The sequence below is a fragment of the Brachybacterium sp. UNK5269 genome (genome assembly GCF_049266655.1).
Classification (GTDB): Bacteria; Actinomycetota; Actinomycetes; order Actinomycetales; family Dermabacteraceae; genus Brachybacterium.
On sequence record NZ_CP184883.1, the window covers coordinates 865,880 to 888,386 of the forward strand.

Annotated in this window: 21 protein-coding genes; 9 read left to right on the plus strand and 12 right to left on the minus strand. The window is 74.6% G+C overall.

Going from position 1 to position 22,507, the window contains the following annotated elements; all coding sequences use genetic code 11:
- Positions 1–30: 30 nt before the first annotated feature.
- Entirely contained in the window at positions 31–840 is an 810-nt protein-coding gene (locus ACOJUI_RS03935) for a hypothetical protein (RefSeq protein WP_422116799.1), read from the plus strand.
- Here the strand turns inward: ACOJUI_RS03935 and ACOJUI_RS03940 are convergent.
- Both ACOJUI_RS03940 and ACOJUI_RS03945 read right to left on the minus strand, forming a co-directional pair.
- The gene (locus tag ACOJUI_RS03940; protein WP_422116800.1) at positions 818–2,170 is read right to left on the minus strand and encodes a DUF2079 domain-containing protein; all 1,353 of its coding nucleotides are present in this window, start codon (positions 2,168–2,170) and stop codon (positions 818–820) included. The two genes, ACOJUI_RS03935 and ACOJUI_RS03940, sit on opposite strands and share 23 nt — an antisense overlap.
- Positions 2,171–2,338: 168 nt before the next feature.
- Positions 2,339–3,928, minus strand: a complete 1,590-nt coding sequence (locus tag ACOJUI_RS03945) for a TrkA C-terminal domain-containing protein (RefSeq protein ID WP_422116801.1) — start codon at positions 3,926–3,928, stop codon at positions 2,339–2,341.
- A 100-nt stretch (positions 3,929–4,028) separates the two neighbouring features.
- On the opposite strand from ACOJUI_RS03945, the gene ACOJUI_RS03950 reads away from it, so the two are divergent.
- Positions 4,029–4,853, plus strand: coding sequence for a hypothetical protein (locus ACOJUI_RS03950; RefSeq protein WP_422116802.1), 825 nt, complete (start codon positions 4,029–4,031; stop codon positions 4,851–4,853).
- A gap of 46 nt (positions 4,854–4,899) precedes the next feature.
- Here the strand turns inward: ACOJUI_RS03950 and ACOJUI_RS03955 are convergent, their stop codons facing one another.
- A complete protein-coding gene (locus ACOJUI_RS03955; RefSeq protein WP_422116803.1) occupies positions 4,900–5,490 on the minus strand; it encodes a dihydrofolate reductase family protein in 591 nt (196 codons plus the stop codon).
- 85 nt (positions 5,491–5,575) lie between these two features.
- On the opposite strand from ACOJUI_RS03955, the gene ACOJUI_RS03960 reads away from it, so the two are divergent.
- On the plus strand, positions 5,576–6,085 hold the full coding sequence (locus ACOJUI_RS03960) for an arsenic metallochaperone ArsD family protein (protein WP_422116804.1): 510 nt from the start codon (positions 5,576–5,578) through the stop codon (positions 6,083–6,085).
- 30 nt (positions 6,086–6,115) lie between these two features.
- Here ACOJUI_RS03960 and msrA read toward each other — a convergent pair whose 3' ends face one another.
- The 8 genes from msrA to ACOJUI_RS04000 form a co-directional block, all read right to left on the minus strand.
- Positions 6,116–6,808 (minus strand): peptide-methionine (S)-S-oxide reductase MsrA, encoded by a 693-nt coding sequence (msrA, locus tag ACOJUI_RS03965; protein ID WP_422117608.1) that lies wholly within the window; start codon positions 6,806–6,808, stop codon positions 6,116–6,118.
- Positions 6,809–6,861: 53 nt separating this feature from the next.
- On the minus strand, positions 6,862–7,443 hold the full coding sequence (locus ACOJUI_RS03970) for a hypothetical protein (protein WP_422116805.1): 582 nt from the start codon (positions 7,441–7,443) through the stop codon (positions 6,862–6,864).
- Positions 7,443–8,780 carry a DUF58 domain-containing protein gene (locus ACOJUI_RS03975; RefSeq protein ID WP_422116806.1) on the minus strand — a complete coding sequence of 446 codons (1,338 nt, stop codon included), beginning with the start codon at positions 8,778–8,780 and terminating at the stop codon, positions 7,443–7,445. Before ACOJUI_RS03975 ends, ACOJUI_RS03970 begins: the two co-directional genes overlap by 1 nt.
- Before the next feature lie 13 nt (positions 8,781–8,793).
- Complete coding sequence (locus tag ACOJUI_RS03980) at positions 8,794–9,774, minus strand: AAA family ATPase (RefSeq protein WP_422117609.1); 981 nt, start codon at positions 9,772–9,774, stop codon at positions 8,794–8,796.
- Between the two features lie 13 nt (positions 9,775–9,787).
- Complete coding sequence (locus ACOJUI_RS03985; RefSeq protein ID WP_422116807.1) at positions 9,788–10,294, minus strand: hypothetical protein; 507 nt, start codon at positions 10,292–10,294, stop codon at positions 9,788–9,790.
- A complete protein-coding gene (locus tag ACOJUI_RS03990; protein ID WP_422116808.1) occupies positions 10,291–11,046 on the minus strand; it encodes a DUF4129 domain-containing protein in 756 nt (251 codons plus the stop codon). The genes ACOJUI_RS03985 and ACOJUI_RS03990 overlap by 4 nt, the downstream gene beginning before the upstream one ends.
- Positions 11,043–12,317: a THUMP-like domain-containing protein gene (locus tag ACOJUI_RS03995; RefSeq protein WP_422116809.1), complete on the minus strand. Its 1,275-nt coding sequence runs from the start codon at positions 12,315–12,317 to the stop codon at positions 11,043–11,045. Before ACOJUI_RS03995 ends, ACOJUI_RS03990 begins: the two co-directional genes overlap by 4 nt.
- Positions 12,318–12,414: 97 nt before the next feature.
- A complete protein-coding gene (locus ACOJUI_RS04000; protein WP_422116810.1) occupies positions 12,415–13,401 on the minus strand; it encodes an NADP-dependent oxidoreductase in 987 nt (328 codons plus the stop codon).
- Positions 13,402–13,538: 137 nt separating this feature from the next.
- On the opposite strand from ACOJUI_RS04000, the gene ACOJUI_RS04005 reads away from it, so the two are divergent.
- Positions 13,539–14,774 (plus strand): molybdopterin molybdotransferase MoeA, encoded by a 1,236-nt coding sequence (locus ACOJUI_RS04005; protein WP_422116811.1) that lies wholly within the window; start codon positions 13,539–13,541, stop codon positions 14,772–14,774.
- A gap of 15 nt (positions 14,775–14,789) precedes the next feature.
- Here ACOJUI_RS04005 and ACOJUI_RS04010 read toward each other — a convergent pair whose 3' ends face one another.
- Positions 14,790–15,107, minus strand: coding sequence for a hypothetical protein (locus ACOJUI_RS04010; RefSeq protein ID WP_422116812.1), 318 nt, complete (start codon positions 15,105–15,107; stop codon positions 14,790–14,792).
- 267 nt (positions 15,108–15,374) lie between these two features.
- On the opposite strand from ACOJUI_RS04010, the gene ACOJUI_RS04015 reads away from it, so the two are divergent.
- The 5 genes from ACOJUI_RS04015 to ACOJUI_RS04035 all read left to right on the plus strand — a co-directional run bounded on the left by ACOJUI_RS04015 (position 15,375) and on the right by ACOJUI_RS04035 (position 22,498).
- Positions 15,375–16,367 carry an ABC transporter permease gene (locus tag ACOJUI_RS04015; RefSeq protein ID WP_422116813.1) on the plus strand — a complete coding sequence of 331 codons (993 nt, stop codon included), beginning with the start codon at positions 15,375–15,377 and terminating at the stop codon, positions 16,365–16,367.
- Positions 16,368–16,371: 4 nt separating this feature from the next.
- Positions 16,372–17,388, plus strand: coding sequence for an ABC transporter permease (locus ACOJUI_RS04020; RefSeq protein WP_422116814.1), 1,017 nt, complete (start codon positions 16,372–16,374; stop codon positions 17,386–17,388).
- A 10-nt stretch (positions 17,389–17,398) separates the two neighbouring features.
- Entirely contained in the window at positions 17,399–19,168 is a 1,770-nt protein-coding gene (locus tag ACOJUI_RS04025; RefSeq protein WP_422116815.1) for an ABC transporter ATP-binding protein, read from the plus strand.
- Positions 19,169–19,443: 275 nt separating this feature from the next.
- Positions 19,444–21,189: an ABC transporter family substrate-binding protein gene (locus ACOJUI_RS04030; RefSeq protein WP_422116816.1), complete on the plus strand. Its 1,746-nt coding sequence runs from the start codon at positions 19,444–19,446 to the stop codon at positions 21,187–21,189.
- Between the two features lie 94 nt (positions 21,190–21,283).
- Positions 21,284–22,498, plus strand: coding sequence for a ThiF family adenylyltransferase (locus ACOJUI_RS04035; protein WP_422116817.1), 1,215 nt, complete (start codon positions 21,284–21,286; stop codon positions 22,496–22,498).
- The last annotated feature ends 9 nt before the right edge of the window (positions 22,499–22,507 follow it).

Genomic DNA, 22,507 nt, shown 5'->3' on the forward strand with positions numbered 1-22,507 from the left:
CCATCCCGGATCAGGGACAGGGGAGAGCAGATGCGGGGACGGGCGAGCCGTCGGCGGGCCACCGGGATCCGCAGCGCCACCGCGCTGCCGACCTCGCGGAAGCCCCTGCTGCGCACCCTGGCGGTCCTGAGCCTCGCCGCTGTGGCCGGCACGGCCGGTCTGGGCGCGGCCGGCATGGGACCGCTGTCCGCCCTGGCGGGCGAGGATCGGACCGCCCCGGATCCCCGGCCCACCGCCCCCGGGCCGTCGGACGGGGGCGGGGAGACACCGACCACCGCGCCGCCTGCGCCCGCGACCACCGCACCGGTCGTCGAGGAGACGCCGACGCCGACCGTGAGCCCGGCCGCGGAGACCACCGAGCCCCCGGCGAGCGACCCCGCCACCGCGGAGCCCCCGGTCGAGGAACCGACCCCCGAGGAGCCCCGCGAGGACCCCGAGCGCTCCGAGCCCAGGGACCGCGGCGGCAGCGGCAGCGGCGGCGGCCGCGGAGACTCCGGGGGCGGGAGCTCCGGGGGCGGGAGCTCCGGGGGTGGGAACTCCGGGGGCGGGGGAGACTCCGGCGGGACGGACCCCGATGACACAGAGACCGGCGGCGGGAACGACGGGGGAGGCGACGGCGGCGCACCGGAGACCCCGGCGTCGCCCGCGCCGCCGGTATCGCCCGAGCCCACCGATCCCGGGACCACGCCGCCGTCGAGCCCGGCGCCCACCACCCCGCAGCCCACCCCGACGGACCCCGCACCCTCCGAGCAGGCCCCGACCACGGAGGCCGAGCCCGGCGCCGCGCTCAACGCGCCCTCCGCGACGCGAGGGACCGCTACGGCCGACACACGACGGTGAAGCCGCCGCCCTCGAAGTCGGTCCGGTACTCGGCGCCCCACTGCTGCTGCGCCCAGAGCGCGGGATCCTCCGGCGGAGCGCCGTTCCAGGAGAAGGCGTAGCGGTCGCTGAGCAGGCAGTCCGGGACCCGCCGGTTCGGGCCGTGCACCCACTGCACGTCATGGTCGGGCACCGCATGCGCCATGAGCGTGATGTCGACGGCCAGCACCGAGCCGTCCGGCACCGCCTCGAGCGCGGCCGACGCCGACTCCGCCCGCCAGCCGGTCTCCCAGCGGCCGGGCCGCACCACGTCCAGCACCGGCATCGCCGGGCCCAGCGCCAGCGTGACCGCTGCCGCGGCCGCGACCGCGGTGACGCGGATCCGCCGCCCCGGCAGCGGGGCCGTGCTCCGCCGCCAGGCGGTGGCCCGCCCGGTGCGCCGGTCCCCGAGGGCGTCCAGCAGCGCCGCCAGCGCGATCGGCATCAGCACCGCGTTGTAGTGCCAGTACCAGTCCCAGTAGAACTCGACGGTGCCCGTGAACCGCCAGGCCAGGGTGGGCAGCGTCAGCAGGATCAGTGGGGAGCGGGCCCCGATCACCCCCGCCGCCAGCAGCAGCATCCCCACCGTCGCCCACTTCACCGGCGGCCAGAGCACCTCCAGCGGTGAGCCGAGGTTGTCGGTGTAGTCGTACTGCCCGGCGGTGTTCAGCAGCGGCAGGAGCACGAAGGTCGCCAGCACGAACCAGCCCGCGCCCCAGGCCGCGAGCCCCCAGCCCGTCGTCCGGTGCTCGCGGTGGCGCAGCGCGATCAGCACCCCGAGCACGGCGACGGTCAGCCCCAGGTCCTCCTTGACGAACACCAGCGGCGCCGCCCAGAGCGCCGCGCCGAGCACCCGGCCGCGCAGCAGCCGGGTCAGCGACATGGCCAGCAGCGGCACCGCGAAGGCGATCTCGTGGAACTGCACCGCGGCCGCCGACTGCAGGCCGAAGGAGAACACGTACGCCGCGCCGGCGAGAGCGCCGAGCCCGGGCCCGAGCCGGTCGATCGCCAGTCGGGTCAGCGGGATGGCGGAGAGGCCGAACAGCAGCGCCTGGGTCCACAGCAGCGCCTCCCCGGAGGGCCACACCCACCACACCGGCGCCAGCGCCACCAGCAGCGGGTGGAAGTGGTCGCCCAGCAGGTTCACCTCGTCGCCCTTGATGGGCACGATCGGGGCGCGCAGCTCCCCGTAGGCCCGGGCGAGCTGGGTGAAGATCCCCAGATCCCACGACCGGGGCGCCAGGGTGCGGAACTGCTGGGAGCCCAGCAGGCCGTAGGCGAGGGTCGCCAGCACGGCCAGCAGCGGCGGCACCAGGCGCCGCGCCGGCCCGGGGAGGGGCGGGGCGGGGGCTGCGCCCGCCGCGGGGGCGCCTCGGCTGCGGGATCCACGGGGCCGAGGGTATACGGCAGAGCCCGCGTCCTTTGCGGCAGCGGGCCCGCTCGGCCCATCATGGCCCGGGCCGGCGTCCCCGGGCGGCGGTCAGAGGACCACCACCACCTGCACCACGATGATCTTGACGATGATCCCGAGCGCGAACAGCGCCGAGTAGCCGGATTCGGTGCGCTCGTCGTCGACCATCGAGTCGACGTGGCTGAGCAGCACCGGCTGCCCCACGAACCCGGCCATCGCCCCGGCCGTGCGCGGGGCGGACAGGCCGACGGCGCGGCCCAGCGCCCAGAAGGCCAGCAGCGCGAGCGTCAGCAGCACGGCGGCGATGAGCACCACCGCCACCCCGGTGAGGGTGAACGCCTGCGAGGCGAAGGCCTGCCCGCTGGAGAGGCCGACGGCCGCCAGGAACAGCACCAGGCCCAGCTGGCGGATGGTGAGGTTCGCGGCCCCGGGCATCGCCCACACCAGCGGCCCGGTGCGCTCGATGCGGCCCAGCAGCAGCCCCACCAGCAGCGGGCCGGCGGCGCTGCCCAGCGCCAGGGCCGCCCCGCCGCCCAGCGGGATGCTCACGAGCCCCACCCCGACGCCGGCGGTGATGCCGAGCCCGACGGTCACGAAGTCGACCTCGGTCACCTTCTTCTCGGAGTCCCCGAACAGGTCGGAGATCTCGTCCATCCGCTCGCGCGGCACCACCACGCGCACCCGGTCCCCGAGCTGCAGGCGCATGTCCGGCAGGGCCAGCAGGTCCCGGTCGCCCCGACGGATGCGGGTGATGATCCCGCCGAAGCGGGCGGGGATCCGCAGCTCGGCCACGGTGCGACCCGCGATGTGGGGATCGGAGACCACGAAGCGGCGGAAGTCGACGACGGTGCGGTCGTCGGCGAGATGACGCGAGACGCGGTGGCCGAGCGCCTCGGCCGCCTCCCGCACCGCGTCCGGGATGCCGACCAGCACCAGGTGGTCCCCGCGCTCGAGGGCGTCCTCGGGCAGCGCGACCCGCATCCGCCCGTCCCGCAGCAGGTACGACATCCGCACCAGCCCGTCCGAGCGTCCCGGGGTGACCGCGATGCCCGGGATCTGCGAGACCAGCATGGGGTGGTCGATCTCGACGGTGATGTCCAGCAGGCCCGCCGCGGCCAGCGGCTCCGGGTCCCGGGTCCCCGGCAGCGGGCGCCGCACCACCAGGGTGAGCACCAGCATCGTCACCAGCACGCCGACGGGGTAGGCGATGGCGTAGCCGACCGCGGGGGTGGCCTCGCCGTCCAGCGCGGCGGTGGCCGCCGCCAGGGCGGGGGTCGCGGTGAGCATGCCCGCGAACATGCCGCCGGTGATGCTGGCGTCCAGCCCCAGCACGCGGCCGGCGGTGATGGCGAGGGCACCGACCACCACCAGCAGCGCGGTCGCGCCGGCCATCAGCGGCGTCTGGGTGCGCAGGTCGCGGAAGAAGGAGGCGCCGGCGGCGATGCCGATGGTGTAGACGAACAGCGCCAGCCCGATCGACTGCACCAGGGCCAGCCCCTCGCCGAGCCGCGGGTCCAGGGCCCCCACCGCGAGGCCCACGAAGAGGGCGCCCGCCGCGCCGAAGCGCACCGGACCGAGCTTGACCGCGCCGATCGCGGACCCCAGCGCCACCACGAGGAACAGCGTCAGCAGCGGGGATCCCACCAGAACGTCGATCATGGCCTCACCGTAGTCCCGCCGCCTCCGGGACGGAGCGGCGGCGTGACCTGCCCCTCCGAGCCGGCCCGGGACGGCCCGCCGCAGACCCTAGGATTCAGCCATGACCATGCTCTCCGCGGGCCGACTGCTCCGCCTCTCCGCCGCCGCCGGCGCCGTCGGAGCCCTCACCCTGGTGGAGCCGCGCACGCTCGGGCCCTGGCGCAAGGGCGCCTACCGGGTGGGGGTCGCCGTGCTCAGCGGGGTGCTCGTGGCCGACACCTCCCGGGACGATCAGGCGCTGCTGGACCCGATCCGGGACGGGATCGTCGGCGGCGGGGTGACGCTGGGACTGATGGACGTGCTCGAGCGGGTCGACGGCACGATGGTCGACGGCCTGCGGAGGGTGGGGATCACCCGCCCCCGCCCACTGCTGGCGGCCCTCGGCGCGGCGGGGACCGCGGCGATGTACCTGCTGCCGAGCCTCGGGGACCAGGCCCAGCGCTGGGGGACGATCGAGGAGCTGTTCGAGGAGCCCGAGACCGTGGACCTGCCGGGGGAGGCGCGGGAGCTGATCGCCGCGCTGCTGGCCCCGACCGCCGACGGGGCGGACCTGCCCGGCGCCGCGACCCTGCGCGGGCAGCTCGCCCACGCGCGCAGCGTCGACCCCGGCTACCTCACCAGCGATGTGCAGATCGAGGTCGAGCAGCCGGAGCGCCTCGCGGTGCCCCGCACCCAGACCTGGCCGGTCAGCGGCGAGTTCACCCGCGGCGGGATCCGCTACCTGCTGCAGCTGCAGATCGACCGGGGCCGGCTGGGGCTGCTGGCGGTGATGGTCGCCGACGACGAGCCCCGCACCGAGTCGGCCCTCGAGCAGCTCGCCGCGCCCGGCTTCGTGCTGCCCAGCCCGGAGGAGCTGAGGCTGCGCGTCGAGACCGACCGGCCCTGAGCGGAGCTGACCGAGGAGGATGCTCCTCCGCCGGCCCGATCCCGGCTCAGCGCGCTCGCCCGCGCACCCGGCAGCGCAAGTGCAGCACCCGCTGACCCGGGATCACGACGTCCGGGTCCTCCAGCAGGTGCCGGCCGCCGGCCGCGCCGAAGAAGCGCCGGCCGGCACCGAGCACGACCGGGGCGATGTCCATGCGCACCTCGTCGACCAAGCCCGCGGCCAGCACCTGGCCCCCGACGTCGCCCGCGGCGACCTCGACGAGGCGAGCGCCCGCGAGCTCCTGCGCCGTGGCGACGGCCGCCTCGATGCCGTCGACGAAGCGGAACGGGGCGGCGGGGTCCCAGCCCTCGGGAGGCGGCCGGTGGGTCACCACCAGCACGTGGTCGACCCCGGCCGGCGGCTCGCCGCCCCAGCCGTCGGTCAGGTCGAAGACGCGACGGCCGACGATGGTCGCCCCGATCCCGTCCCAGTACGGTCGGGTGTAGTCGTAGGACGCCTGCGTCACGCGCAGCGCGCCGCTCCCGTCGAGGGGGACGTCACCGCCGGTGAGCCAGTCGAACAGGGGCCCCGGCTGGTCGTCCTCGTCGGCGATGAAGCCGTCCACCGACATCGTCCCGTACATGACCACCGTGCCCATGGCGCGCTCCTTCGCTGCGGGGTGCACAACTCTAGCGCCTGGCGCAGGGATCGGTCAGGGGGCGCGGAGCGCTACCGTGGTGGCCATGAGCGAGAGCGTCGAGAGCGTGCAGCCGGTGGGCCCGGACATCTTCCTGCCCTCCCCACCGCCCGATGTCGAGCAGCAGGAGCGCTTCCTGGACGAGGCCGCCGCGCTCGCGGTGGCCGGCCACGTCATCACCGTCTACCTGCAGGACGAGGACGCCTGGGCCTTCGAGGAGTGCGAGCCGGTGCGGGCCCTGGTGGCCTCCGCCGGGGAGTCCGTGCTGCCGGTGACGCTGCTGGGGCTGGACATCGTGGTCAGCTCGGCGTACCCGACCACGGAGCAGATGACGCGCTTCGCCCGCGAGGGCGGCGCGGCGCGCGAGCCCCGCTCGGCGGCGGCCTCGGCCTGTGGGCCGGGCGGGGCCCCGCTGCCGCGCGAGGCCAGCGGCTTCGCGGCGCAGCTGCTGGGAGCGGCCCCGGCCTTCCCGGCCCGGGGACCGGAGATCGGCGGGCGGCGGAACCTCATGGGCGGGGACACGGGCGACGGGCTCCCGCAGCCGGCCGCGCACTGACCGTCCCCGGCCTGCCGCGCCGGCAGCGGCTCACAGCGAGCAGGCCACCCCGTTGAACCCGTGGTTGCAGTAGCCGCCGGGGTTCTTCTGCAGGAACTGCTGGTGCTCGGGCTCGGCGGTGTAGTAGACGCCGTCCCCGGCCTGGACCAGGGGCTTGAGCTCGGTGGTGATGCGGCCGCGACCGGCCCGGTCCAGGGCCACCTGGTAGCGCTCGGCGGAGTCGCGCACGACCTCGCCCTGCGCCGCGGAGGTCCAGTACACGGCGCTGCGGTACTCGGTGCCCACGTCGTTGCCCTGGCGGTTGGCGGTGGTGGGATCGTGCTGCTGCCAGAACTCGGTCAGCAGCGCGCGCAGGGTCTCCTCGCCGCCGGCGTAGATCACGCGGACCGCCTCGGTGTGGCCGGTGCGCGCGGAGAAGACCTCCTCGTACGTGGGGTGCGGCGTGTACCCGCCGGCGTACCCGGCCGAGGTGGTGTGCACGCCCGGGATCTGCCAGGCGATCCGCTCGATGCCCCAGAAGCAGCCGCCGGCCAGGATCAGCTCCTCGGTGTCCGCCGGCCAGGGGCGCGGGTCCACGGGGGCGTCGGGGCCGAGCATGTCGGTGCCCAGCACCAGGTGCTCGCGCTCGAGGCGATAGGGGTAGCGGCCCCGGCCGGGGAGGGCGTCCTCGGGCGCGACCATGTCCTTCTTGTGCCCGTACAGGAGATCCATCATCTGCCACATGGACGTCACGCTAGTCCTCCCGGCCTCGGCGCGGGAGGGTGCAGGGACGCTTCTCACGGGTGCGGGGCCCCTCCCCCTCCCGGCGCGGAGCGGGCCGGCGGCAGCACCGCCACGAACAGCGCGATCACCGCGAGCACGCCGGGCACCACCGTCCAGGCCCCCAGCTGCACCCCGGAGAGGGCGAGCACCGCCGCGGCGCCGAGCCCACTGAGCGCGAGGACGGCCAGCAGGCTGCGCGCGGCGAGCGTCCAGGCGGAGCGCTCCAGCACCCCGTGCGCGGGGAGCGTGGCGGCGAGCGCGGCGGCGCTGTGGCCGCCCAGCAGCGCCGCGCCCACCGCGGCGGCGCGCAGCGGCGAGAGGTCCTCGTGCGCGAGCAGCGACAGGATGATCATGGCCGGCCCCAGCAGGCCGAGGTCGCTGTCCGGGCGCAGCAGCTGGGCCAGCACGCTCACCGCCACCGCGGTGGTGACGACCACGGTGAGGATCCCCGGCACGGCGGCCCCGCCGAGCGCGGCGAACAGGGCGAGCGCCAGGGCGGCGGCGCCGAGCAGCCGCAGCGTCCACTGCGTGCCGGAGACCGTCCGCAGCGCGAGCAGACGGTGGGCGAGGGGATCGATCACATGGGCCAGGCGCATCAGGACCGCCTCCGGCGCGGGGCGGAGCGCGCGGCCGACAGCGACAGCAGCACCGGGGCCAGCGAGCTGGGTCCCCGCCAGGCGGTCACCGGCACCCCGGCCTCGCGCAGCTCCCGCACGGTGGTGCGCCGCAGCAGGCGGCGCAGGGCCCAGGCCTCCGGCCAGAACCGCTCCGAGGCCGCGCCGCCGCTGCGCAGCGGCCGCCCCCGCAGCACCGAGACGTCGCCGATGCTCGGCGGCAGGGTGTCCACCACGATCACGTCGGCGCCGTGGGCGACCAGGTCGCCGATCTGGGTGATCGTCGCCGGGTTCAGCAGCGGCGTGCAGACCACCGCCAGGGTGCCCGAGCGCACCGAGCGCAGCCGCCGCACCGGGCGGAGGGTGCCGTCGTCCCGGTGCGCCCGGGACAGGGCGTCGGTCAGCACCCGCAGCTGCCGCGGCCCCGAGCCCGCCGGGACCGGGCCGATCAGGTGGCCGAGGTCGAACAGGGAGACCCGGTCGCCGGCGCGCAGGTAGTGGCGGGCGATCGCGGAGGTGGCCCGGACGGTCATGTCGAGGCTGGTCGGGGTCCCGGGCTCCGCCCAGGGGGCCGGGATGATGTCGGCGGTGGTGTCGGTGACGATCAGGACCTCGGTGTCCTGCTCGGTGAAGGTCGCGTTGGTGTGCAGCTGCCGGGTGCGGCTGGTCACCCGCCAGTTGATCCGCGCCAGGCGGTCGCCGGGGCGGAAGGCGCGCACCTCCGACAGGGCGGTGCCGTCGCCGCGCCGGGAGGACAGGTGCGCGCCGCTGATGCCGATCGGGGTGGGCACCTCGGTGGGGGCGTCCAGCACGGTCGCGGTGGGCACCACCTGGAGGGTGAGCGGCGGCAGCTCCCGCTGGGCGCGGAAGGCGCCCAGCGCGTCGGCCACCAGCACGTGCACCGGGCCCACGCTCACCTGTCCCCAGCGCTGGGCGCTGACCCGCAGACCCGCCGTGCCGTCGGCCCCGAGGGAGCCGTGCCGGGGCCCGAGAGCGGTATGGCCCCGCCGGGGGATGGTCGCCGCGACCAGCATGCCCGGCGTGCCGGCCACCCTCACCGCGGCGGTCCCGCCCTCCTCGAGGCGACGGCGGTTCACGCTCAGCCGCGGGGTCGGGATCCCCTGCTCCTCCCCGCGCAGGATCCGCCGGGCCAGCGCCACCAGCGCCCAGGCCAGCAGCGGCAGCCCCGCCGGGATCAGCTCGGGCCGCCCCGCCAGCACCGCCAGGGCGAGGGCGCCGCAGCCGATCGCGGCGGCGCGGACCAGGGCCGCCGTCGGCCGCATCCGCAGCGGGGGCGGCTGCGGCGGCGGGGAGCTCATCGGGGTGCCCGCGTCATCGCCCGGAGCGGGCGGGCTGCGGCGGTGGGGCGGCGGCGGGCACGGGCACCTGTCCCAGCACCGACTCCACCACCCCGGCGCCGGTGGCGTTCTGCAGCCACAGCTCGGGCTTGACGGTGACGCGGTGGTCGAGGGCGGGATGTGCGAGCGCCTTGACGTCCTCGGGCACGACGTAGGTGCGGCCGCGGATCACCGCGAGCGCGCGGGCGCAGGTGATCAGGGCGAGGGTGCCGCGCGGGGAGGCGCCGACCAGGGCGTGCGGATGGGCGCGGGTGGCGGCGACCAGCTCGACCGCGTAGCGGCCCACCGAGTCCTCCACGTGGACCTCCTCCACGGCGGCCTGCACCCCGAGCAGTCCGGCCGCGTCCAGGACCTCGGGCACCGTCTGCTCCTCGCGGCGGCGGTCGATCCGGCGCGAGACCACCTCCCACTCCTGGGCGGCGGTGGGGTACCCGAAGGACAGGCGCAGCAGGAAGCGGTCCAGCTGGGCCTCCGGCAGCGGATAGGTGCCCTCGTGCTCGATCGGGTTCGCGGTCGCGAGCACGTGGAAGGGCTGCGGCAGGGGCCGGGTGGTGCCCTCGACGGACACCTGCCGCTCCTGCATCGCCTCGAGCAGCGCCGACTGGGTCTTGGGGGGCGTGCGGTTGATCTCGTCGGCCAGCAGCAGCCCGGTGAACACCGGACCGGGTCGGAACACGAACTCGCCGGTGCGCTGGTCGAACACCTCGGCGCCGGTGAGGTCGGCCGGCAGCAGGTCCGGGGTGAACTGCGCGCGGGTGAAGGGCAGGCCCAGGGCCTGCGCGAAGGAGCGGGCGGCGAGCGTCTTGCCGAGGCCGGGGAGGTCCTCGAGGAGGACATGGCCGCCGGCGAGGATGCCGGTGAGCACGAGCTCGAGGGATTCGCGCTTGCCGACCACGGCGCTCTCGACGGCGTCCAGGACGGACTTCGCGGCGGCCGTCGCCGCGGCGGGGGTCAGGGGGTGGGTGCGGTCATCGGTCCCTCTCCTCGCGCGGGGCGAGCTCGGTCAGGCAGCGGTGCAGGGTGCGGCGGTCGATGGGGCCGACGGGATGGGCGGCGCCGTCGGGCTCCCGGGCGGTCTCGATCAGGGTGCTCAGGCCCGAGCTGAGCGGCGGCGCCTCGGGGTCCCGGGCGCGCTCCTCGGCGATCTCGCCGAGGACCCGGGCCAGACCCCGGGCAGTCATGCGGCGGTGGGGCTGGGCGCCGTGGACGAGGTCCTCCAGGCGCCGCACCCGCATGTCCTGGCCATGGGGCAGGGCGAAGTCGGCGTCGAGGTCGAGTTCGGGGGCGTCGAGGGGATCGGCGCGCTCCGCGCCCTGGTCGGCGATCCACCACAGGGCGCCCGCGGCCAGGGCCAGGGCGAGGGGGATCGGCAGGGGCACCCGCACCTGGAACAGCGCCGCGATCCCGATCGCGGCCAGCGCCACCACCGCGCAGAGCAGCAGACGCAGCAGCAGCCGCGCCAGGGCGCCCCTCACCGGTCGGCTCCGGGGGTGGACGGGCGGTCGAGGTCGGCGGTGAGGACGTCGAGCAGGGCGAGGGCCTGGTCGCGGTCGGTCTCCTGCAGCGGGTGGTCGTCGAACAGGGCCCGCCGGTACAGGTCGGCGAGGGTGGTCACGGAGCGGCGGTCGAGGTCGAGGTCGCCGAGCACGGCCACCACGAACTCGCGGGTGGTCTGGGCGGGGTGGCGGCGCACGCCGGCCTCGGCGATGGCCCGCTCGAGGCTGAGCCAGGCCGCGATCACCGCGTCCTGCGCGTGGACCAGGGTGGAGAGATGCTCGCGGGCCTCCTCGAGGGCGGCCCGGGCCTGCTCGGGGGTCAGCTCGTCCTCGTCGGCCTCCCCGGCGACCGCGGGTGCGGGGGCGGAGAGCAGGCGCAGCCGCACCAGCAGCCATGCCGCGGCCACCGCCAGCGCGATGCCCAGCACCACCAGGAGGGCGGTCGCGGCGGTGCCGTCGCCCGGGGGGCGCGGGGCGGCCGACGGCAGCACCGGCGTCTGAGGGAGCGGCTCGAGGGACTGTTCACGCACCGGGACGGTGCGGAGCTCCCGGGCGGTCCCGCCCTCGGCGCTGATGCCGGGGCCGCGGTCCGCCGCGGCGCCGAGCGTCGCCAGCGCCAGTGCGCCGAGGGCCGCCAGCAGCAGCAGCAGGGCCGCCAGGCGGCGCGTGGTCGGCAGCGGGGGAGCGCCGGCGGCGGCGCCGTCCGCGGCGGGGGGCGCCGCGGAGGTCACGGGGACGTCCCCGGGGCGGCGGGGGCGGTGTGCGGGGAGGCGACGATCACGGACTGCTCGCCGGCGATGCGGGTGAGCAGCAGCGTGGCGCTCTCCTCGCCGAAGCGGCGCGGACGCAGGGTGCGGCGCAGCTCGTCGGGCTCCACCGCGGTGCCGCGCTTCTTGATCTCGAGCACCCCCAGGCGGTGCTCGCGCAGGTAGGAGGTCAGGCGCTTGAGCCCGAAGGGCATCACGTCGCGCACCGCGTAGCCGCGGGCGAAGGGGGTGTCCAGGCGGTGCTCGCCGGTGAGGTAGGCGATGGTCGGGTCCAGCGTATGCGCGTCGAGGTCCGCGGCGAGGCGCCCGATCAGCCCGGCCCGGATCACCGCGCCGTCGGGCTCGTAGAGGTGGGCGCCGAGCGGGCCGGGCTGCGGGTCCGCCACGGCGTCGGCGCCGCGGTCCAGCCGGTGGGCGCCGTGGCGGTCGATGAGCAGGGCGGAGGAGACGACGCCCTCGCGGGCCAGCGGCCCGCACCACGCCGCGGCCTCGAGCACCTGGCCGTGCCAGGAGAGCCACTGGGTCTCGATGCCCCCGGGCAGGGCGGCGCGGTCGATGCCGGGTCCGAGCTTCGCGCCCAGCGCTCCGAGCTCCCCCTGGCTGCCGAGGCGTCGGGCCAGCTCGAGGACCGCCGACAGCGGCGGCTCGTACTCCTCGGGGTCGTGCAGCCGGCGGGTGCCGCCGCGGGTCGGGGCGCGCCGGGCGGGGTCCAGCCAGATCCCCTCGGTGTCGGTGGGGTCGTGGCCCTCGGCCCGGCCCAGGTGCACCGACACGGTGGGGAAGGAGCGCAGGTTGATGGTGGCGACGGCGACCGCGAGGGGGTCCCGGTCCACCGCCCGCACCCGCAGCCCCAGCCCGGCCAGGGCCATGGCGTCCCCGCCGATGCCGCAGCCGAGGTCCGCGACGGAGGTGATCCCGGCGCGCTGGAACCGCTCCGCGTGCACGGCCGCGACCGGCAGCCGGGTGGCCTGCTCGAGGCCGTGCGGGGTGAACAGCATGGAGGCCGCGAACTCCCCGAACTTGTCGGCCGCCTTCGCGCGGAGGCGGGACTGGGTCATCACGGCGGCGACCAGCTCCGGGGCGTGGCCCGCCTCGCGCAGCCGGGCGCCCTGGCGCAGGGCGTCGGCCTCCCGGTAGGGCGGGAGGGAGTTCAGCAGCGCCCACCCGTCGCTGCGCAGGACCGGTTCGAGGGCGCGGACGGCCGCCTCGGGATCGTCGGGGGTGGGGGAAGCCATGCGGGCCAGGCTACCCGCTGGTCCTGTGTCCGGGCTCACCCGGCCGCGCGACGTCGGGGCTGCCGCGCGAGCCGCGGACGGTGCGGTGACCTGGCGCTCAGGCCTGCGCGTCGAGCACGAGCTTGCCCCGGGTGTGGCCGTCCTCGAGCCGCCGGTGGGCCTCGGCGATCTCGCCCAGGGGCAGCACCTGGGAGACCTCGAGCGGGTAGCGGCCCGCCCGGATCCCCTGCACCAGGCGGTCCAGCCGGCCGCGGCCGGGGACGATGCCGGGCACCCGGGCGTCGAGGCCGCGCTCCCGGGCGGGGGAGAGGTCGGCCAGGGAGGGCAGGGCGACGATGCGGCCGCCCTCGGCGACATGGTCCAGGCTCGCCAGGAAGGTCGAGTGGTAGTGGGTGTCGAGCACGACGTCGACGCCGCGGCCGCCGGTGGCGCGGCGCAGCTCCTCCTGCCAGTCGCCGGTGTCGTAGGCGATCGGCACGGCGCCCAGCTCGCGGATCCGCTCCGCGTTCGCCGCCCGCCCGGTGGCCCACACCTGCGCGGCGCCGGCCTCCAGGGACATCGGGATCAGCAGCTGGCCCACCCCGCCGCTGCCGCCGTGCACCAGCACCGTCTGGCCCTCGCGGATCTCGGCGGTGTCGTGGACGGTCGCGATGGCGGTCAGGCCCGCGAGCGCCAGACCCGCCCAGCGGGGCAGGTCCTCGGGTGGGACCTCGTCGGGGATCGGGGCCAGGTCGTCGGCCGCGATGGCGACCACCTCGGCGGCCACGCCGCGGCGGTCCCCGGGACCGCGCATGCCGAACACGCGGGTGCCGGGGGCGAGCCCGCGCGAGCGCAGCTCCGCCTCGTCGAGCTCGGAGCCGGCCCCGATCACGGTGCCGGCCAGCTCCCGGCCGGTGCCGGCCGGCAGCGGCAGGTCCCTCGACATCCCCGAGGAGCCGTCGCGGATCTTGAAGTCCAGCGGGTTCAGTCCGACGTAGGCGACCCGCACCAGCACTTCCTCGCCGCCCGGCACGGGGGTGGGGGCGTCGGAGTGCAGGGTCAGGACCTCGGGGCCGCCGAAGCGGTCGAAACGGATCTCGCGCATGGGCCCATCATGCACCCGCGGACGCGTCGACGGGCCGGTGAGCGGGGCCGCGGAGATGCGGGATCATGGGAGCGGGCGCGGCCCTGCGGGACCGTCCGGGCCTCCGCCCGCGCCCGACCGCCCCGATCAGGAGGAGCATGAGCGCCGCATCCCTGGACCCCTGCCGGTGGCGCGACCTGCTGCAGCGGGAGATCTCCCTGCCCGAGGCGGTGACCCGGGTCCCGGTGCTCGAGGCGGAGGGGGCCGTGCTGGGCGGCGAGGTGCGCAGCCCCGAGGACGTCCCGGCCGTGCCGATCGCCGCGATGGACGGCTTCGCGGTGCGACGGGGCGACCTGGCGGTCGGGACGACCGTGCTCCCGGTCAGCGCCGAGATCGCCGCCCGGCCCGGGGAGGTCGGGCGCCTGGCTGCGGGCACCGCCGCCCGCATCATGACCGGTGCCCCGGTGCCGGACGGTGCGGACGCCGTGATCGAGGTCGAGGCCACCGACGCGGATGCCTTCGGCGCGGTCACGCCCACGGTGACGGTGATGCTCGAGGAGCTGCCGGTTGCCGATCGGCACATCCGCCGCCCGGGGGAGGAGGTCACCCGCGGTGAGCTGCTCGCACTGCCCGGCGATCGGGTGGGGGCGGGGCTGGTGGGGCTGGCGCGCACCCTGGGGCTGGGCTCGCTGCCGGTGCGGCGCCCGGTGCGGGTGGCCGTCGTGGTCACCGGGGACGAGCTGACCGACGATGCCACGCAGACCGGCACGGTGCGCGAGTCCAACGGGGCGATGCTCGCTGCGGCCCTCCGTGGCGACGGGGCCGCGCCCCGCGTCCACCGCAGCGGCGACGGGCCCCCGCAGCTGCGCGGCGCGCTCGAGCGGGCCGCGGCGGACGCCGACCTGGTGCTGACCACCGGGGGCATCGGTCAGGGCGCCTTCGACGTGGTCAAGCTGCTGCTCGGGGGGCGCGGCACCGGCACCTCCCGCTTCGAGCACCTGGCCCTGCGGCCCGGCGGACCCCAGGGCTTCGGACACCTGCCCGGAGGCACCCCCGTGGTCCATCTGCCCGGCACCCCGGTGGGAGCCCTCGTCGGCTACCACCTGTTCGTGCGCCCGCTGCTGCCGGGGGCTGCCGCGACACCGCGCCGGGTGCTGCTGGGCGAGAGCGGGGACCCCGGTGCCCGGCCGCGCGGCGGAGGGCCCGGGACGGTGCACGCCCGGCCCGGGCGGCTGCGCCGCGACCCGGACGGGAACGAGGTGGTGGACCTGCTGCCCGGCCGGCGCCTGGCGCCCTACGGGCGGGCCGACGCACTGGTGCTGGCCAGGGTGGGGGAGGACCCCGTCGACACGCAGGGCCGGCGGCCGGGCACCGCGCTCGTCGTCGCGCTCTGAGACCGCCGCCGGCGCTCAGCGCTGCCGCCGCGCCGTCTGCTCGAACTGACGGGCGCGGGTGAGCTCGCGCCGGCGGAGCTGCTCCCGGCGCAGCCGGCGGCGCTGAGCGAACGTCCGGGTCCACGCGGCGACCATCGCCGCTGCGGCGCCGAGGGCGAGCCCGAGGGAGCCGGCGGCGAGCCAGGGGCTGTAGAGCCATCCGGCGACCGGGATCAGCGCCAGCGCGAGCAGGGCGATCGGCCAGGGCCCGAGGCCCCGATGACCGAGGACGTCGGCGCCGACGATCGCCGCGACGACGCCGAGCACGAGCACGAGAAGGTGCAGAAAGGTCACGATTCGAGCATATCCGTGCGGCTGCCGGGTACCGCCGGGTCACTCGTCGTCCGGGCGGCACGGCGCAGACGCTATGGTGTCCGGGTGCACCCGGAGAGACCCGCGACACAGCGGGGTCAGGGGGTGTCATGGGGGATGCCGGTCACAGGGGAGTGGTCGGTCCCCGCTGCTCGTCCCCGATGCGGGGGCCGGTGTGCACCACGGATGGATCCGACGGGTACGGAGAGGAATGCTGGCGGATGATCGAGCGCATGCCGAGGAGACCCAGTGCTTAGGTTCGTCTCCGTCCGACTGCTCACCTACGCGATCCTGGCGTTCGTCGCCACGAGCTTCGCGTACCTCCTGGCGGCCTCGATGATGCATCCCGAGGAGGTGCTCTACCCGCCGATCGCGACGGAGCCCCTGCCGGCGGCGACCGCCCAGATGTACCTCGACGTGCGCAACGTCAACCCGGACACCCCGCTGTTCGAGCGCTACGCCAACTGGCTCGGGGGCCTGGTCCGCGGCGACCTCGGCGTCACCACCGGCACCAACAAGGTGATGAACCCGGTGCTGGGCGAGCTGGGCACCCGGATCCCGATCAGCCTGCGCCTGGTCCTGCTCGGCACCGCGATCGGCACGGTGCTGGGCATCGTGCTGGGCATGGTCACCGCGGTGCGCCGCAACTCCTTCGGGGACCGCGCCTCGACCCTGCTGGCCTTCGTGGTGCTGTCCCTGCCCGCCCCGGTGATCATCCTGATCGTGCAGCAGGTCAACCAGACGGTGATGGATGCGACCGGATGGGGCCTGCCGGCGATCAACCCGATCAACCCGCTCCTCGCGGAGGGGTCCTGGGAATCGATCAAGTACCAGCTCAAGGCTCTGATCATGCCCACCATCGTGCTGGCGCTGACCGCAGCAGCGTCCTATTCGCGGTACATGAAGGTCACCACGTTGGACGTGATGGGCAGTGACTACCTGCGCACCGCCCGCGCCAAGGGCCTGACCCGCGGCAAGGCCATGAACCGGCACGGACTGCGGATGGCGCTGATCCCCATGGGGCAGTACTTCGCCTTCGCCGTCGGCGGTGCCTTCTCCGGGTCGCTCTTCGTGGAGCTGATGTTCAACTGGCAGGGCATCGGGCGCTTCGCGATCTCCGCGATCCAGATGGCCGACGTGAACGGCACCGCCGGCGTCGTGCTCTACACGGCCATCCTGACCCTGCTCTCCGCGACCTTCGCAGACTTCCTGCAGGGCGTGCTCGACCCGAGGATCCGGTGAGACGATGACGAACCCCAACGACATCCGCTCCTCCGACGATGCCGCCAAGCTCCGGCAGACCACCGACCCCGCGGCGAATCCGGTGCTCGGCTCCGGCGCCGACCACCCGGATCCGGACCGCGCGGCGCTGCCCGGCGAGCGCGCCCCCGCTCTCGAGTCGATGGGCCGCGGCGAGCTGCTGCGCCGACGATTCCTGCGCAGCCGCAGCGCCTGGGCGGGGATGATCATCTTCGGGACGCTGGTCGTGCTCGCGGTCGTGGGGCCCGAGGTCTACCAGTACGGCCCCTTCGAGCGGGACCTGCGCAACGCCCTCACCGGCCCCAGCGCCTTCCACTGGTTCGGGGTCAACGAGAACGGGCTCGACATCTTCGCGCGCACCCTGCAGGGGCTGCGCATCTCGCTGGTGATCGGCCTCGGCACGGCACTGCTGACCGCCTTCCTGGCACTGGTGGTCGGCGTCGTCGCCGGGTACGTCAGCCCGAAGGGGAAGTGGGGCGCCCTCGCCGACGGCGCCCTGGTCAACCTGATCAACCTGTTCCTGGTGATCCCGTCGATCCTGCTGCTGATGCTGTTCAGCCCCGCTCTCCAGCGGGCCTCCTGGCTGTGGATGATCCCCCTGCTGGCCGGCTTCGCCTGGATGCTCACCGCCCGCGTGCTGCGGGCGATGACGCAGCAGCTGGTGCGCACCGAGTACGTGCAGGCCGCCCAGTTCATGGGGGTCCACCCCCTGGTCACCATGACGCGGCACATCATCCCGAACATCGCCAGCTGGATCATCATCGACACCACCCTCGGGGTGAGCGCGGCGATCCTCGCCGAGACCAGCCTGTCGTTCATCGGCTTCGGCATCCAGTACCCGCAGGTCTCCCTCGGCACGGTGCTGCAGGACTACAACATCTCCGCGCCGTACACCTGGATCCCGCCGGCGGCCGTCCTCGCGGCGCTGGTCATCTCCATCAACCTGATGGGCGAAGCGCTGCGCGACGCCCTCGACCCGACCAGCGGCTCCAGCCGGCTCTGAGGGGAGCAGAATGTCTGCACCGATCCTGTCCGTGAGGGACCTCAGCGTCTCCTTCCCCTCCGAGTACGGCACCGTCCACGCCGTCTCGGACCTCAGCTACGAGGTCCGCAAGGGCGAGGCGCTCGCCATCGTCGGCGAGTCCGGCTCCGGCAAGTCCGTCAGCTCGCTGGCCGTGATGGGCCTGCTCCCGCGCACCGCGACCGTCACCGGGGAGATCGAGCTGCTCGGCCGGCCGCTGTTCACCCTGGACGACCGCCAGCTCTCCACGCTGCGCGGCAACACGATCTCCATGGTCTTCCAGGACCCGCTGTCGGCGCTGACCCCGGTCTACCGGGTCGGTCAGCAGATCGCCGAGGTCGTGCGCATCCACCATCCCCAGGTCACCGCCAAGCAGGCCGGGAAGCGCGCCGTCGAGCTGCTGGAGGCGGTGGGGATCCCCGAGCCCGCCCGCCGGGCGAGCCAGTACCCGCACGAGTTCTCCGGCGGCATGCGGCAGCGCGCGATGATCGCGATGGCGATCGCCAACGAGCCCGAGCTGATCATCGCCGACGAACCCACCACCGCCCTCGACGTGACGATCCAGGCCCAGGTGATGGACCTGCTGAAGTCCGCCCAGGAGCTGATCGGCGCCGCGACGGTGCTGATCACCCATGACATGGGGGTCGTCGCCGGGTTCGCCGACCGCGTCCTGGTGATGAAGGATTCGCGGATGGTGGAGCTGGGCGGGGTCGACGACATCTTCTACCGCCCGCGCGAGGAGTACACCCGCAACCTGCTGGCCGCCGTGCCGCGGGTGGACCTGGCCGGCTCGGAGGAGTCGAGGTCCGTGGCCGGCTTCGCGATGCGCCTGGTCGCCGAGGTCGCCGGCTCCGCCGCGGAGGTCACGCCCCGCGAGGAGCGCCCGGTGGTGCTCGAGGTCGAGGACCTGCACAAGGTCTACCCCATCACCAAGGGCGCGATCGTGCGGCGCAAGGTCGGCGAGCAGCGGGCGGTCGACGGGATCTCCTTCGACATCCGCGAGGGCGAATGCCTCGCCCTGGTCGGGGAGTCCGGCTGCGGGAAGACCACCACGCTGATGGAGATCATGCAGCTGCGCGCGCCCCAGCAGGGTGCGATCCGGATCGGCGGCCGGGAGACGGGGTCGCTGTCGCGCCAGGAGCGCGCCGCCCTGCGCTCGGACGTGACCATCGTGTTCCAGGACCCGATGGCCGCGCTCGACCCCCGCATGCCGATCGCCGACATCCTCAAGGAGCCGATGCGGGTCCAGGGGTACAGCAGGGAGCGCATGGACGAGCGCGTGCAATGGCTGCTGCGGACCGTCGGTCTGCTGCCCGAGCACGCCGCGCGCTTCCCCACCGAGTTCTCCGGCGGCCAGCGCCAGCGGGTCGGCGTGGCGCGGGCGCTGGCCTGCGATCCCAAGCTCATCGTCCTCGACGAGCCCACCTCCGCCCTCGACGTGACGGTCCAGGCCGGGGTGCTCGCGATGCTCGCGGACCTGCGGGTCCGGCTCGGGGTGAGCTTCCTGTTCGTCTCGCACGACCTCTCCGTGGTGCGGCACATCTCCGACCGGATCGCGGTGATGAAGCAGGGCAGGATCGTCGAGATCGGCGCCACCGAGGACGTCTTCGCCGACCCGCAGCACGAATACAGCAGAGAACTCCTCTCCGCGGTGCCGATCCCCGATCCCGAAATCGCGCGCTCGCGCCGCCGCGAATTCATCGACCGTTCCGCTTTCGACGGGGACGGGGCCACCGCCCTGGGGACGACCGAAGGCTCCTGACCAGGCAGGATGGTCGAACGGAAAGGGCGGCACCCCCGGGAGCCGCCCTTTTGCGCGGGGACTGTCGGAAATGACCATGATGTCCGGTCCCGAAGTCCGGGTTGCAAACCGGTAACAGCGCGCCGCGAGGCACGGGGCCCGGAGCCCTCCGACGCCTACACTGGGCGCATCGCCAGCGCGGGCGCGACCACGGTGGTCCCGTCCCTCAGCGCTCGGCGGTCCTGGACATCCAGCGGGCTCGAAGATCTCGACGCCCGCGAACGAAGGAGTTTCATATGCGACTGACGCGGCGTTCGATGCTGGGGGCGACGGCTCTGACCGTCTCGATGACGGCACTGGCGGCCTGCAGCCAGGATCCGGGGTCCGGCGGCGGCGAGGGCGGCTCCACCGGCAGCTCCGACGGCGGCGGTGGCGGCGGCGAGCAGATCGCGGCCGACCAGAACGACATCAATGCCAAGGAGCGCGACGAGCTCGGCGAGGGCGGCGTGCTGCGGCTGGCGAACAACGCCTTCCCGGCGAACTGGAACCCGTTCCACAGCGACGGCAATGAGCGGAACACCAGCGACATGCTGCGGGCCATCTTCCCGCTCGAGCTGTGGACCTCGAACGCCGCCGGCGAGGTGACGGCGAACCCGCACTACGTCGCCCGCCTCGAGCTCACCTCCGAGGATCCGCAGGTCATGGAGATCGAGCTCAACGATGGTATGACCTGGTCCGACGGCACCCCGATCAACTTCACCTCGATCGAGAACGCCTTCACCACCATGGACGGCTCCAAGGAGGACTACGGCATCGCCTCCTCCGAGGGCTACAACAAGGTCGAGAAGATCGAGCAGGGCGACAGCGACCTGGTCGCGGTCGTCACCTTCGCGGAGAAGTACGCCGACTGGATGGGGCTGGCCGCGGTCATGCCCGATTCCCTCGCCGCGTCGGCCGAGGCCTTCAACTCGAGCTGGCAGGCCGAGCCGCTGGTCACCGCCGGCCCGTACAAGATCGGCTCGATCGACGCGGCGAACAAGACCGTCGTGCTCGAGCCCGACGAGAACTGGTGGGGCGACAAGCCGCTGCTGAACCAAGTCCTGTTCACCACCATCGAGGACCCGGCCGCCACGGCGACCAGCTTCCAGAACGGTCAGCTCGACGTCATCGAGACCACCGTGCCCGCGACCTACTCCGTGGTCGAGCCGATGATCGGCAGCGGCGCGACCCTGCGCAGCGCGGCCGGCCCGAACTGGACCCACATCACGCTCAACGGCGCCGAGGGCCGCCCGCTGGCCGATCAGGCCGTCCGTCAGGCCGTCCACCGTGCGATCGATCGCGAGGAGGTCTTCCTCGCGGTCAACGCCACCATGCCGTACCCGGAGGACACCGAGCCCCTGAACAACCACCTCCTGATGACGAACCAGGAGGGCTACCAGGACAACTCGGGCGACCTGGGCACCTACGACCCGCAGGCCGCCAAGGCGCTGCTCGAGGAGGCCGGCTACACCCTCGAGGACGACGTGGCGACCAAGGACGGGAAGCCCCTCGAGATCACCTACGTCTACAACGACGGCTCGAAGACCAACGAGGCCGTGGTGCCGGTGGTCCAGGAGCAGCTCAAGGCCGTGGGCATCACCATGAAGGTCCAGAAGGTCCCGCCGACGGACCTCTTCGCCAAGTACGTCATCCCCGGCGAGTTCGATCTGACCCTGTTCGGCTGGGTCGGCAACCCGTTCCTCGCCTCCGGCGACTCCATCTGGAGGTCCGAGGGCGAGCAGAACTTCGGCAAGGTCGGGAACGAGGAGACGGACGCGCTCATCGACCAGGCCGCGGTCGAGACCGATCCGGCGAAGCGCCTCGAGCTGATCAACCAGATCGATGCGAACCTCTGGGAGCTGGCGGGCGTGATCCCGCTGTGGCAGTCCTACGACTTCTTCGTGCAGCATGACGATCTCGCGAACTTCGGTGCCTGGGGCTTCCAGCGCCCGGACTGGACGACGATCGGCTACGTGGCGGGATCGGACAAGCTCGAGGGCTGATCCGCCACCGACGCGAAGGCCCCGGGCGGAGATGCTCGGGGCCTTCGGGCGTCCCGGGACCGCTGTGGGGGAGCCGGTGGAGGAGAATCAAGTCATGACGAGCGATGCCCTCCGCCGCCCCGAGCCGCCCCGGATCCGCGACCGCGCGATCCCGGACGAGCGCCTCGAGGCGCTGCCCGGCGACGCCGACCGGTACCTGCGTCAGGTGCGGCTGCCCCAGCTGGGCGAGCTCGGCCAGCGCCGCCTGGCCGCCGCCCGGGTCGCCGTGATCGGCGCCGGCGGGCTCGGCGCCCCGGTGCTGAGCTACCTGACTGCTGCCGGGGTCGGCCGGATCACCGTGTTCGACCCCGACACCGTCGACGCCACCAACCTGCACCGGCAGGTGCTGTTCACCGCCGCCGACGTCGGCCGCTCCAAGGCGGTCGCGGCCACCGCGCACCTGCGCGCCCAGAACCCCGAGGTCGAGGTGACCGCGGTGGTGGACGTCGTCACCCCTGCCTCGGCGCTCGAGCAGCTGGCCGGGCACGACCTGGTGCTCGACGGCACCGACAACTTCCCCACCCGCTACCTGGCCTCGGACGCCTGCGAGCTGCTCGACCTGCCGCTGGTGTGGGGGTCGATCCTCGCCTTCTCCGGGCAGGTCAGCGTGTTCTGGGGGGCTCAGGGGCGCGGCGTCACCTACCGCGACCTGCACCCGGTGCCCCCACGGCCGGGAGAGGTGCCCAGCTGCGCCGAGGCCGGGGTGCTGGGCATGCTCTGCGGGGTGATCGGCTCGACGATGGCGATGGAGGCCGTCAAGGTGCTCGCGGGGATGGGCGAGGTCCTCTTCGGGCGCCTGGCGCTGTACGACGCGCTGCGCGCCCGCTGGGACGAGGTGCCGCTCGCCCGGGACCCGCAGCGGCTGCCGGTCACCGCGATCGAGGACGTCGCCCTCACCTGCTCCCTGCCGGGGCCCACCGGGCCGGCCGCCGACGAGGTGACGGCCGAGGAGCTGCCGGCGCTGCTCGCGGCCGGCATCCGCGTGATCGACATCCGCGAGCAGAGCGAGCTGGCCGGCGGCATGCTCCGCGGCGCCGAGCATGTGCCGATGGCGCAGGTGCTGGATGCGGCAGCGTCCGGGGAGGGCGCCGCGGGGATCGCCGCCGCGCGGCTCGAGGGAGCCGTGCTCTACTGCGCCGCGGGCTCCCGGTCGGGCAGCGCGCAGCGCGTGCTCGCCGAGCGGGGGATCCGGGTGCTCTCGCTGCGCGGCGGCTTCGAGGCCGTGCAGGGCAGCGGCCTCGAGACGGTGCCTCCGGGGACCTCGCGGTAGCCGCCGGGC

Coding starts and splice junctions, on each gene's coding strand:
- ACOJUI_RS04035 (WP_422116817.1), top strand. CDS start 21,284: ATGACGAGCGATGCCCTCCGCCGCCCCGAGCCGCCCCGGATCCGCGAC.
- ACOJUI_RS04030 (WP_422116816.1), top strand. CDS start 19,444: ATGCGACTGACGCGGCGTTCGATGCTGGGGGCGACGGCTCTGACCGTC.
- ACOJUI_RS04000 (WP_422116810.1), bottom strand. CDS start 13,401: ATGCGCGAGATCCGTTTCGACCGCTTCGGCGGCCCCGAGGTCCTGACC.
- ACOJUI_RS03960 (WP_422116804.1), top strand. CDS start 5,576: ATGAGCGAGAGCGTCGAGAGCGTGCAGCCGGTGGGCCCGGACATCTTC.
- ACOJUI_RS03950 (WP_422116802.1), top strand. CDS start 4,029: ATGACCATGCTCTCCGCGGGCCGACTGCTCCGCCTCTCCGCCGCCGCC.
- ACOJUI_RS03970 (WP_422116805.1), bottom strand. CDS start 7,443: ATGCGCCTGGCCCATGTGATCGATCCCCTCGCCCACCGTCTGCTCGCG.
- ACOJUI_RS03975 (WP_422116806.1), bottom strand. CDS start 8,780: ATGAGCTCCCCGCCGCCGCAGCCGCCCCCGCTGCGGATGCGGCCGACG.
- ACOJUI_RS04020 (WP_422116814.1), top strand. CDS start 16,372: ATGACGAACCCCAACGACATCCGCTCCTCCGACGATGCCGCCAAGCTC.
- ACOJUI_RS04005 (WP_422116811.1), top strand. CDS start 13,539: ATGAGCGCCGCATCCCTGGACCCCTGCCGGTGGCGCGACCTGCTGCAG.
- ACOJUI_RS03955 (WP_422116803.1), bottom strand. CDS start 5,490: ATGGGCACGGTGGTCATGTACGGGACGATGTCGGTGGACGGCTTCATC.
- ACOJUI_RS04025 (WP_422116815.1), top strand. CDS start 17,399: ATGTCTGCACCGATCCTGTCCGTGAGGGACCTCAGCGTCTCCTTCCCC.
- ACOJUI_RS03935 (WP_422116799.1), top strand. CDS start 31: ATGCGGGGACGGGCGAGCCGTCGGCGGGCCACCGGGATCCGCAGCGCC.
- ACOJUI_RS03945 (WP_422116801.1), bottom strand. CDS start 3,928: ATGATCGACGTTCTGGTGGGATCCCCGCTGCTGACGCTGTTCCTCGTG.
- ACOJUI_RS03995 (WP_422116809.1), bottom strand. CDS start 12,317: ATGGCTTCCCCCACCCCCGACGATCCCGAGGCGGCCGTCCGCGCCCTC.
- msrA (WP_422117608.1), bottom strand. CDS start 6,808: ATGTGGCAGATGATGGATCTCCTGTACGGGCACAAGAAGGACATGGTC.